The organism is uncultured Amaricoccus sp. (genome assembly GCF_937891315.1).
In the GTDB taxonomy this organism is placed as follows: domain Bacteria; phylum Pseudomonadota; class Alphaproteobacteria; order Rhodobacterales; family Rhodobacteraceae; genus Amaricoccus.
Genome location: NZ_CALAGI010000075.1, coordinates 1 through 10,370 on the forward strand (window position 1 = coordinate 1; position 10,370 = coordinate 10,370).

17 protein-coding genes and 1 pseudogene are annotated in these 10,370 nt (G+C 67.9%); all 18 read left to right on the top strand.

All coding sequences use genetic code 11. From position 1 onward, the window contains the following. The first annotated feature begins 5 nt into the window (after window positions 1-5). Window positions 6-341, top strand: coding sequence for a DUF2190 family protein (locus tag Q0480_RS06940; RefSeq protein WP_299131689.1), 336 nt, complete (start codon window positions 6-8; stop codon window positions 339-341). Continuing rightward, complete coding sequence (locus tag Q0480_RS06945; RefSeq protein ID WP_299131673.1) at window positions 341-652, top strand: hypothetical protein; 312 nt, start codon at window positions 341-343, stop codon at window positions 650-652. Before Q0480_RS06940 ends, Q0480_RS06945 begins: the two co-directional genes overlap by 1 nt. A 4-nt stretch (window positions 653-656) precedes the next feature. Next, the gene (locus tag Q0480_RS06950; protein WP_299131674.1) at window positions 657-1,286 is read left to right on the top strand and encodes a DUF6441 family protein; all 630 of its coding nucleotides are present in this window, start codon (window positions 657-659) and stop codon (window positions 1,284-1,286) included. A 66-nt stretch (window positions 1,287-1,352) separates the two neighbouring features. Then, the gene (locus tag Q0480_RS06955; protein ID WP_299131675.1) at window positions 1,353-1,610 is read left to right on the top strand and encodes a type II toxin-antitoxin system ParD family antitoxin; all 258 of its coding nucleotides are present in this window, start codon (window positions 1,353-1,355) and stop codon (window positions 1,608-1,610) included. After that, window positions 1,610-1,954 carry a type II toxin-antitoxin system RelE/ParE family toxin gene (locus tag Q0480_RS06960; RefSeq protein ID WP_299131676.1) on the top strand — a complete coding sequence of 115 codons (345 nt, stop codon included), beginning with the start codon at window positions 1,610-1,612 and terminating at the stop codon, window positions 1,952-1,954. The genes Q0480_RS06955 and Q0480_RS06960 overlap by 1 nt, the downstream gene beginning before the upstream one ends. Before the next feature lie 32 nt (window positions 1,955-1,986). Further along, a complete protein-coding gene (locus tag Q0480_RS06965; protein ID WP_299131677.1) occupies window positions 1,987-2,406 on the top strand; it encodes an acyl-CoA transferase in 420 nt (139 codons plus the stop codon). A 26-nt stretch (window positions 2,407-2,432) separates the two neighbouring features. After that, a complete protein-coding gene (locus Q0480_RS06970; protein WP_299131678.1) occupies window positions 2,433-3,377 on the top strand; it encodes a phage tail tube protein in 945 nt (314 codons plus the stop codon). 1 nt (window position 3,378) lies between these two features. Beyond that, window positions 3,379-3,816: a hypothetical protein gene (locus tag Q0480_RS06975; protein ID WP_299131679.1), complete on the top strand. Its 438-nt coding sequence runs from the start codon at window positions 3,379-3,381 to the stop codon at window positions 3,814-3,816. Window positions 3,817-3,878: 62 nt separating this feature from the next. Next, window positions 3,879-4,061, top strand: a complete 183-nt coding sequence (locus Q0480_RS06980; RefSeq protein ID WP_299131680.1) for a hypothetical protein — start codon at window positions 3,879-3,881, stop codon at window positions 4,059-4,061. Window positions 4,062-4,105: 44 nt separating this feature from the next. Beyond that, window positions 4,106-6,523 carry a tape measure protein gene (locus tag Q0480_RS06985; RefSeq protein WP_299131681.1) on the top strand — a complete coding sequence of 806 codons (2,418 nt, stop codon included), beginning with the start codon at window positions 4,106-4,108 and terminating at the stop codon, window positions 6,521-6,523. A 37-nt stretch (window positions 6,524-6,560) separates the two neighbouring features. Next, on the top strand, window positions 6,561-7,187 hold the full coding sequence (locus tag Q0480_RS06990) for a DUF2460 domain-containing protein (protein WP_299131682.1): 627 nt from the start codon (window positions 6,561-6,563) through the stop codon (window positions 7,185-7,187). Then, window positions 7,184-7,534 (top strand): hypothetical protein, encoded by a 351-nt coding sequence (locus tag Q0480_RS06995; protein WP_299131683.1) that lies wholly within the window; start codon window positions 7,184-7,186, stop codon window positions 7,532-7,534. The genes Q0480_RS06990 and Q0480_RS06995 overlap by 4 nt, the downstream gene beginning before the upstream one ends. Then, a complete protein-coding gene (locus Q0480_RS07000) occupies window positions 7,527-7,658 on the top strand; it encodes a hypothetical protein (RefSeq protein ID WP_299131684.1) in 132 nt (43 codons plus the stop codon). Before Q0480_RS06995 ends, Q0480_RS07000 begins: the two co-directional genes overlap by 8 nt. Before the next feature lie 5 nt (window positions 7,659-7,663). Further along, on the top strand, window positions 7,664-8,338 hold the full coding sequence (locus Q0480_RS07005) for a lysozyme (protein WP_299131685.1): 675 nt from the start codon (window positions 7,664-7,666) through the stop codon (window positions 8,336-8,338). After that, a complete protein-coding gene (locus Q0480_RS07010) occupies window positions 8,335-8,544 on the top strand; it encodes a hypothetical protein (protein ID WP_299131686.1) in 210 nt (69 codons plus the stop codon). Before Q0480_RS07005 ends, Q0480_RS07010 begins: the two co-directional genes overlap by 4 nt. Then, window positions 8,541-9,425, top strand: coding sequence for a DUF2163 domain-containing protein (locus Q0480_RS07015; RefSeq protein WP_299131687.1), 885 nt, complete (start codon window positions 8,541-8,543; stop codon window positions 9,423-9,425). The genes Q0480_RS07010 and Q0480_RS07015 overlap by 4 nt, the downstream gene beginning before the upstream one ends. Further along, a complete protein-coding gene (locus Q0480_RS07020; RefSeq protein ID WP_299131688.1) occupies window positions 9,422-9,883 on the top strand; it encodes an NlpC/P60 family protein in 462 nt (153 codons plus the stop codon). The genes Q0480_RS07015 and Q0480_RS07020 overlap by 4 nt, the downstream gene beginning before the upstream one ends. Before the next feature lie 3 nt (window positions 9,884-9,886). Beyond that, a pseudogene (locus Q0480_RS07025) lies at window positions 9,887-10,370 on the top strand (hypothetical protein); the annotation flags it as partial.

Here is a 10,370-nt window from a genome sequence, read left to right on the forward strand (position 1 = left end):
TCCCCATGAAAAACTACGTCCAGCCCGGCAACACCATCACCCTGACCGCGCCCTACGCCGTCGCCTCCGGCGATGGCCTGCTTGTCGGCTCAATCTTCGGAGTGGCCTCCGGCACCGCCGCCCTCGGCGAGAGCGTCGAGACCGCGCTCACCGGCGTCTTCGACATCACCAAGATTGGCTCGCAGGCCTGGACCGCAGGTGCCAGGATCTACTGGGACGATACCAACAAGCGCACCACCAACGTGGCCACCTCGAACACGCTGATCGGTGTCGCCACCGAGGCCGTGACGGGCGGCGCTGGTGACACCATCGGCCGGGTGCGCCTGAACGGCGCGTTCTGATGAGCGCTTTCGCCGCCGCCGTCGGCGCGCTCTTCGCCGATCCGAACGTGGGTCGGGATGCGGTCTACACGCCCGAGGGCGGCGCGCCCGTTCCGGTGCGCGCCGTGGCCCGGCGCGCGGATGCTATCGCCGACTTCGGCGACGCCCGGCTCTGGTCCGAGACCACCCGTATCGACCTGCGCGCGGCCGAGGTGCCAGCGCCGCGCCCCGGCGACCGCATCGAGATCGATGGTGACGCCTTCCTCATCCAGGGCGAACCGGTCCGCGACCGCGAGCGGCTGGTCTGGACCGTGGATTTGCGCCCGGCGTGACCCGATGAAGCTGAGGCTCGACATCATCGGCGATATCGCCCGGATCATGGAAGCAGAGACCCGGGCGGGCGAGATGGCTGTAACCTCGGCCATGCGCGAAGCCGGAACCGGGCTCAAGGCTTCCTGGCGCGCACAGATCACGGGCGCCGGACTGGGCGCACGGCTTGCCCGCAGCATTCGCTCCGAGCAATTCCCCAAGGACAGGCCAAGCCTGAATGCCGCTGCGCTGGTCTGGTCCAACGCCCCGGTCATCGTCGGTGCACATGACACCGGCCCGCTGATCCGCTCGAAGAGCGGATTCTGGCTGGCGATCCCGACGCCTGCGGCGGGCAAGTCGCTCCGCGGTGGGCGGATCACACCCGGCGAATGGGAGCGCCGCACCGGCCTGCGCCTGCGGTTCATCTATCGCCGCAGGGGCCCGAGCCTTCTGGTGGCTGAAGGGCGGCTGAACACGAAGGGCCGCGCGGTGGCGTCGCGTTCGAAGACCGGTCGAGGGCTGACCTCCGTGCCGATCTTCCTGCTGGTTCCGCAGATCAGGTTGCCGAAGCGGCTGGACCTCGCGCGAGATGCCGCACGAGCGCATGACGCTGTGCCGGGGCTGATCGTGGCGAACTGGGTGGAGCCCGGCTCGTAACAGCGGGAGAGGTCGACATTCAGGGCCGATTGGCATATATTGCCAACGATCTTGCAGGAGAGCCGCATGGCCACGCGAAACGTCGTTCTGACTGACACGCAATCCGACCTGGTCGACCGTCTGGTCGCTTCCGGGCGCTATCAGAATGCTTCGGAAGCCTTGCGGGCCGGGCTGCGATTGCTCGAACGCGAAGAAACCGAGCTCGGCGCGTTGCGTGACCGGCTGACGACCGGGCTGGAACAGGCCCGGCGTGGCGATCTGGCCGAGGGCAGCGGTGAAGATGCGATCCGGCGTGCCTTTGCGCGCGCGCGCCAATCGTCCTGATGCCGAAGCCCTGGCGCCTGACGCGACAGGCCGAAGCCTCACTCGTCGACATCGCTAACTGGACCGTCGAGACCTTCGGCCCTCGACAGGCGGCCGCCTATGAGGAAGACCTGATCGTCCGCTGCTCGGAGATCGCGGCCGGTACAGCCATGTCGCAGGACTGCCGCCGGATCATCGACCCGGACCTGCCCGAGGATCTGCGCTTCGCACGCTGCGGCCAGCATTTCGTCATCTTCATCGAGGAGGCGGAACAGGTGATCATCGTCGATTTCCTGCACGCCCGCGCGGACCTGCCGCGGCGGCTTGCAGCCATCACGGAACCGAAGCCCGACAGGGACCACTGAAGCCGGGCGGGCCCCGGACAACCGGGATCATCATGCCCACCACACGCGAAACCATCCTCACCGCGCTGCACATGTGGCTTTCGGCGTTGCCCGCAACCGCCCTGCGCGGCGAGGTATTGCCCGAGCGCGTACCTGTAACCGGGTTGCTGATCCTGCGCGACGGCGAACCCGGCGCGCCCGAGGTGACGCTCTCGCCCTTGCGCTATCACTATCAGCACCGGGCAGAGATCGAAGCTGTGGTGCAGGGTGCGGCCCGTGACACCGCCTTCGACACGCTCTGCGCCAGTATCGGCGCGGCGCTCGCCGCCGACCGCACGCTTGGCGGCCTCTGCGACTGGGTCGAAGCAGAAGCCCCGCAGCCCGTCGATCTGCCGGTGGACGGCGCGGCCAGCCTGAAGGCTGCCGTCATTCCGGTGGTGCTGCATTATTCAACGGCCGACCCGCTCGGCTGACCTAACCCGACAACAGGAGTTGAGACATGGCACGAGCCCAAGGGGCGCGGGCGCGGATGGCGCTCGCGTTCGAGACGACCTATGGCACGCCGCCCGCCAGCGGCTACACGAGGATGCCCTTCGCCAGCGCCACGCTCGGGGCGGAACAGCCGCTCCTGAACTCGGAGCTTCTGGGTTACGGTCGCGATCCGATGGCTCCTATCAAGGACGCGGTGACCGCCGATGGTGACGTGGTGGTGCCGATCGACGCGGAGGCCTTCGGATTCTGGCTGAAGGCGGCCTTTGGCGCGCCCGTCACCACCGGAAGTTCGCCCGGCCCATATACCCATACCTTCCAGTCCGGCAGCTGGACACTGCCCAGCATGGCGATTGAGACCGCCATGCCCGAGGTGCCGCGCTACGCCATGTATTCCGGCGTGGTGCTGGACCAGCTCAGCTGGCAGATGCAGCGCTCGGGCTTGCTCACCGCCACCGCGCGGCTGGTGGCGCAGGGCGAGACGGTGAACACCACCTCGCAGGTTGGCACGCCGACCGAGCTGGATCTGATCCGTTTCGGTCACTTCAACGGCGCGATCAAACGCAATGGCACGGCGCTCGGCAACGTGATCTCAACCGAGATCACCTATGCCAACAATCTCGACCGGATCGAGACCATCCGTGCCGACGGCATGATCGACGGCGCCGATCCCTCGATCGCCGCGCTGACCGGCCGCACCGAGGTACGTTTCGCCGATCAGACGCTGGTCACGCAGGCCATCAACGGCACGCCGTGCGAGCTCGAGTTCTCCTACACGCTGCTCTCCGGCGAAAGCCTGACTTTCACCGCGCACGCTGTCTATCTGCCGCGTCCGCGCATCGAGATCGGCGGTCCGCAGGGCATTCAGGCCAGCTTTGACTGGCAGGCCGCCCGCGACGCCACGCTGGGCCGGATGTGCACCGTCACCCTCGTCAACGACATCGAAAGCTACTGACATGATCCGTCTCGACCTCTCCAGCGCGCCGAAATGGCTCGATCTCGGCGCTGAGCTGCGTCTGCTTGTCCTGCCCGTCACCACCGCGATCATGGTCGCCGCCCGCAACGACCCGAGTGTCGAGGCGCTGCCCGAAGGGGCGAGCAAGGAGGAACAGGCGCTGGTGATGGCCAAAGCCGTTGCCCGCCGCGTGGTCACCGCTTGGGAGGGTGTCGGGGATGCTGGCGGCACTCCCGTTCCCGTCACACCGGAAGGGATCGACGCGCTTCTGGACATCTGGCCGGTGTTCGAGGCCTTCCAGACCCGCTGCCTTGCGCCGCATCTGATGCTGGACGCGGAAAAAAACGCCTCCGCGCCCTTGCCGAATGGCACTTCGGCGGGGGCGACCGCTACTGCGAAGCCTGCACGGGCCCGTGCCCGGACTGCCCGGCGCGGCTGAACCGGCCTCTGACGCTGGAAGGCTGGCAGGTCTGGGACCTCGCGCAGCGCCTGACCGGGCAGTTGCGCATCGCCATGGGTATGGGCGGCGGCGCCGTCATCGGCTGGGACATGACGGCGGCGCTCGCCCTGGCGCGGGCTCTCGGTATCGATCCGCTGATCGCTGCCGAATGCCTGCCCGAGATCGAGGCAGTGGTGGTCCGCAAGCTCAACGAACAGATGCGTTCGTCAGGGCTGGAACAATGAACCCAATCCGCAAGCGTCTTCCCAACCGTCTGGAATAATGACCCATGGCCCAGAAACGAGTCTCCGTCCGCCTCGTCGCCGAAGGCGGTCGGCAGGTAAAGGCCGAGTTCCAGGGGATCGGCGATGCGGGCGAGAGCAACTTCAAGCGGATCGAGCGGCAGGCCGATATCACCGGCGCAGTGATGCGCCGCCTTGCCGGGATCGTCGCCGGGGCGCTGTCGATCCGCCAGCTGGTGGCCTATGCCGACAGCTGGACCGACCTGCGCTCGCGGGTCGATCTGGCGACCGGCAGCCAGGAGCGCGGGGCGGCGGTCATGGACCGGCTCGCCGCGATGGCGCGGCGGACCTATTCCAGCCTTGGCCAGACGACCGAATCCTGGCTCGCCAATGCCACGGCGCTGCGTGAGTTGGGGATGACGACGGCAGAGAGCCTCGATTTCACCGAGGCGCTGAACAACGCCATGGTGGTGTCTGGCGCAAGGGCCGAGCGCGCTGCTTCGGTGCAAAACGCGCTTTCCAGGGCCATGGCGCTTGGCACGCTCAGCGGTGACAACCTGAATACCATAATCCAGAGCGGCGGGCGGCTTGCCGAACTGCTCGCGGCTGAGTTGGGCACCACCGTCTCGGGACTGCGCGGCCTCGGCCAGCAAGGCGCGATCACCGGCGATGTCATCCGCACGGCGCTGATCGGCAATCTCGAACGGCTGCGAGATGAGGCCGACTCGATGCCCGCCACCATCGGCGATGCCTTCACCCTGATCGGCAACGCCGCCCTGCAACTGGTCGGAACCTGGGATCAGGTCTTCGGGGCCTCTTCCATGGTCGCCGCGGCGTTGATCGCGGTCGCTGACAACATGGAACGTCTCGTCGCCATCGGCGTCGCCTTCGCCGGGTTCATGGCTGGACGTTGGGTGGCCGCGTTCCTTGCCGCTCGCGTCGCCACGCTGACGCTTTCCGGTGCACTGACCGTGTTGCGCGGCGCCATCGTCCGCACCGGTATCGGTGCGCTGATCGTGCTGGCGGGCGAGCTGATCTACCAGCTGATGACTGTCGTCCGGAAGGTTGGCGGGCTGGGTGAGGCCTTCCGCCTTGTCGCCGATTTCGTGGCAGAGGCCTGGAACCGCATGGGGCTGCGGCTCGACGCCGTCATGGCCCGCCTTGGTGCCGCCTGGGAGGGGCTGAAGGCCACGATCCTCACCTTACTCGACGATACCGTCAGTGGGATGTTCCTGTTCGGCAACCGGACCGTCGCGGTGTTTCAGGGCGCCTATGACGGCGCGGTGGCGATCTGGGGCGTTCTCCCCGGCGCGATCGGCGATTTCGCCTTTCAGGCCGCGAACGGGCTGATCTCGGGCGTCGAGGCGATGCTGAACGGCGTCGTCACCCGCATCAACAGCTTCATCGAAGCGTTGAACGCAGCACTCTCCTATCTGCCGGAATGGGCGACGGGCGAAGGCGGCGTGCGGATCGGCACGCTCGATCCGGTAGAGCTCGGTCGCATCGGTAATCCGTTCGAGGGCGCGGCGACAGCGGCCGGCACCGCCGCGGCGGATGCTTTCAACGCCGCACTGTCGCAGACCTATGTCACCGCCCCCGATACCGGGCTCGGCGCCATGGCCGATGCTGCGCGCGGGCGCGCGGATGGCTATCGCGAGGCAGCCGGGATGCTCTCGGACGCGGCGTCGCGGCCGATGGCCAGCTGGCAGGCATTGAAGGATGCGGTGACCGGGGCCGGAAGCGATGCCGGCGCTGCCCTCCACGATGCGACGGGCGGTGCATCGGGGTTCGGCGATGCGCTGGATGGCGCTGCCGGCGCCGCAGGGCGCGCAGGTGCAGCCGGTCGTGCGGCCGGTGCCGACGCCGCCTCCGGGGCCGACACGGCGGCCACCGGCTGGGCGGCGGTAAGCCAGTCCCTCGCCGATTACGCCGCCAGGGCGCGCGAGATCGGCGGAGATATCGGCAACGCGCTGGTCGGCGCCTTCCAGTCGGCCGAGAACGCCATCGGAGAATTCGTCAAGACCGGCAAGCTGAACTTCCGGGATCTGGTCACCTCGCTCATCGCCGATCTGGCCAAGCTCGCGGCACGGCGCTTCATCCTCGGCCCCATCGCCAACGCGCTCTCGGGCGCGCTCGGCGGCGCGGGCGGGATTTTCGCCAACATCCTGCATGCGGGCGGCATGGTCGGGTCACCGGGGCCGGGCCGCATGGTGCCGGCGCTGGCCTTTGCGGGCGCGCCGCGCATGCACAACGGCGGCTGGGCGGGCCTCAGGCCCGACGAGGTGCCGGCGATCCTTCAGCGGGGCGAGCGGGTGCTTTCGCGCCGCGAAGCCGCCGGTTACGGCAATGGCGGCAATGTCACCGTGAACATCAATGCCCGCGATGCCGAGAGCTTCCGGCAATCCCGCACTCAGGTCGCGGCCGACATCGCCCGGACGGTTTCGCTGGGCCGAAGGGGCATGTGAGCCTCGACCAACCGCCTGAACCAGACAGAGAGCAGTCATGGCCTTTCACGAAGTCCGGTTTCCGGACAACATCAGCCGCGGCGCGCGCGGCGGACCGGAGCGGCGCACCCAGATCGTCGAGCTGGCCTCGGGCGACGAGGAGCGCAACGCCAGCTGGGCGAACTCGCGTCGCCGCTATGACCTGGCCTATGGCATCCGTCGTGCCGACGATCTCGCCTCCGTTGTCGCCTTCTTCGAGGCGCGAAACGGCCGCCTGTATGGCTTCCGCTTCAAGGATTGGGGGGACTTCAAGTCCTGCCTGCCGTCAAAGGTGCCGGTTGCCACCGACCAGGCGCTCGGCACCGGCGACGATGCAACAACCAGCTTCCAACTGGTGAAGCGCTACGCCTCGGGCAGCCAGACATGGGTGCGGACCATCACCAAGCCGGTCGCGGGCTCGGTCACCATCGCCCTGAATGGTGCGTCGCAGGCCTCCGGCTGGTCCGTCGATACCACGACCGGCGTCGTCAGCTTCAGCGCCGCGCCGGGCGCTGGCGTCGCGATCACCGCGGGGTTCGAGTTCGACGTGCCCGTCCGCTTCGACACCGATGTGCTCGACGTCACTCTCGACCTCGAGCGGCTGGGCTCCATCACCTCCATCCCGCTTCTGGAGATCCGGCGATGAATGATGAAACCGGATTTCTGACGGCGGCGCTGAAGGAGCTGCTGGCCTCTACCGCCGTGATCCTCGCCGCCTGGGGCGCGCTCGGCGGCGCGACCAACGCGCTGACCACGAAAATGCGGCTGCGCGACGCGCTGCGCCACATCCTGCTCGGCGGGTTGATCGCGGCCGGGATGGGCAGCCTGTCGATGGCGATCATCACCCGCTGGCTCGGCCTGCCGCCCGAGGCGATCCCGGCCGGGGGCGCGGCCGGGTCGGCCGCCTATCTGGTCGGCGTCTTCGGTCCTGCCTTCATCGAGGTGCTGCTCGCCCGCCTGCGCCATGCCGGGAAAGGCGGTGGCGATGCATGACTTTCTCCGCCTCGCGCGCAACCTGCGCTGCGACCCGGCCGATCCCACCCACGCCTTCCGCCACCGTCTGGGCGTCGGCATCGCCATCGCCGCGCTGATCCTGATCAGCTCACTTCTGGGGTAATTTCCATGCAGATGACTGACCGGGGGCTTTTGGCCCTCGTCCGGCACGAAGGGATCGTGCCCGGACCCTACCGTGATGTGAAACAGGTCTGGACATTCGGCATTGGCCACACAGCCGCCGCCGGGACGCCCGATCCCGCCACGATGCCGCGCGGCCTGCCCGCCGATCTCAATGCCGGGATCCGCGAGGCGTTCAAGGTCTTCCGGACCGATCTGGCTGCCTACGAGGTGGCGGTGCGACGCGCGGTGACCGTGCCGCTCGCACCGCACGAATTCGATGCGCTGGTGTCCTTCCATTACAACACAGGCGGCATCGCCAAGGCGGCGCTCACTCGGCACCTGAACGCGGGCGACCATGCAGCCGCCGCAGCAGCCTTCATGGGCTGGCTCAAGCCCACAGCGATCCGCACGCGCCGCGAGGCCGAGCGGGACCTCTTCCGCCATGGCCGTTACCCCATCGGGAGCATCCCCATCTGGTCGGTCGACCGCAATGGCCGGGTCGACTTCTCGCGCCCCATCCGGCGGCTGACCGAGGACGAGGCACTGGCGCTGCTGCGCTCAGAGGCGGCGGCAGTTCCGGCCGCCGTTGCCCCCATGCCGGCCCCGGCCGTGCCAGCGGCGCCCATGCTGCTGTCTCGCCTCATCGCATTCCTCACCACCTTGATCGGAGGACGTCCATGAACTGGAACCTTGCCCGCGGCCTCGTCTACCTGGCCTGTCTTGCCGCATCCGGCCTCGCAATGGCTGGACTGGCGGATTTCGATCTGGCGACCGGCACCTTCGACCTGAGGCCCTTCAACCTTTACGCCCTGACCGGCGCGACTGGTGGCGTGGTATCTTCGCTTCTGGCATCCGTGGCGCTTCTGCGCGGCTGGGGGCGCAAGTGAAATCCCTCTCTCCCGCCCTGCAAGCCCATCTGGACGATGGCACCACCACGCTGGCCTGGTGCTGGAAGATCACCCGCGCCGATGGCGAGGTTCTGGGCTTCACGGATCATGACCTGGCGCTGTCGTTTGGCGGCTCGGATTTCGAGCCGGAAAGCGGCTTCACGGCCTCCGAAATCCGCGGCGGTGCTGACCTCTCGGTGGATTCGCAGGATGCAGAGGGTGTGCTGACCTCCGACCGGATCACCGAGACCGATATCCTCGATGGCCGCTGGGACAATGCGCTGGTCGAGGTCTGGCGCGTGAACTGGCGGGCGACCGGGCAGCGGGTGCTGCTGCGGCGCGGCTCAATCGGCGAAATGCGGCGCTGGCGGGTGGCCTTCGTGGCAGAGATTCGCAGCATGGCCCATGTGCTGGGGCAGACGGTCGGGAGGATGTTTCAAGGCACCTGTGACGCGGCGCTTGGCGACACCCGATGCCGCGTCGATCTGAACGACCCAGCCTGGACCGGCACCGGCGCGGTGGTCGATACGATCCGCGACCGATCCTTCACGGCATCCGGCATCGGCTCATTCGCCAATGGCTGGTTCGCCTTCGGTTTCCTCGAATGGACCTCGGGGACGAACAGCGGTCGCGCGGCCGAGGTCATGTTGCACGAGAAGGCATCCGGCGTTGTGACCATCACGCTGCTGGAAGCGCCGGTGCGCCCGATCAGCGGCGGCGACGGCTTCACCATCCGGGCGGGCTGCGACAAGCGGTCGGCGACATGCGCGACGAAGTTCGCCAATATCCTGAACTTCCGCGGCTTCCCGCATATTCCGGGCCAGGACACCGTGATCCGCTATGCCAGCGCGGACGGCGGGTATGAGGGGGCGGTTCTGTGAGGCCCGCCGATCCGAAGAAGGTCGTGGACGCCGCGCGCAGCTGGCTGGGGACGCCCTATCACGATCAGGCCAGTGTCAAGGGTGTCGGCTGCGACTGCCTCGGGCTGGCGCGCGGCATCTGGCGCGAGGTGGTCGGATCCGAAACCCTGCCGGTGCCTCCCTACAGCCACGATTGGGGCGAGACAGGATCCCGCGAGGTGCTGGCCGACAGCGCCGCGCAGGTACTGATCCGCATCGACCCGGCTGAGGCAAGCGCCGGCGCGGTAGTGCTGTTCCGCATGCGGGCCGGGGCCATCGTCAAGCATGTCGGGATCCTGACCGGGCCTGACAGCTTCATCCACAGTTATGAGCGGCTCGGCGTGATCGAGGAACCGCTGACCACCGCATGGCGACGACGCATCGCCTTCGCCTTCCTGTTTCCCCGCCCGGCACCTGCCCGGCGCAAGAAGAAGTCCTGATCCATGGCGACAATCGTTCTCGGCGCAGTCGGCACCGCCATCGGCGGCGGATTCGGCGGTGCTGTCCTCGGGCTTTCCGGCGCGACCATCGGCGGCATGATCGGCGCAGGCGTCGGCTCGATGGTTGATAGCTGGATCGTTTCCTCGCTGCTGCCAGGCCAGCGGATCGAGGGCCAGCGCATGGACAGCCTGCGCGTGACCTCGGCCACCGAAGGCGTGGTGATCCCGCGCCTCTTCGGGCGCATGCGCGTAGGCGGCAATATCATCTGGGCGACTGATTTCCGCGAAGAGGTGAACACCACCCGCCAGGGCGGCGGCAAGGGCGGCGGGCCGAAGGTCACCAGCACCGAATACCTTTACTATGCCAGCTTCGCGGTGGCCCTCTGCGAGGGCGAGATCACCGGCATCGGTCGCGTCTGGGCCGATGGCGAGATCGTGGATCTGAGCGAAGACACGTGGCGCTGGTATCCGGGCAACGACTCGCAGG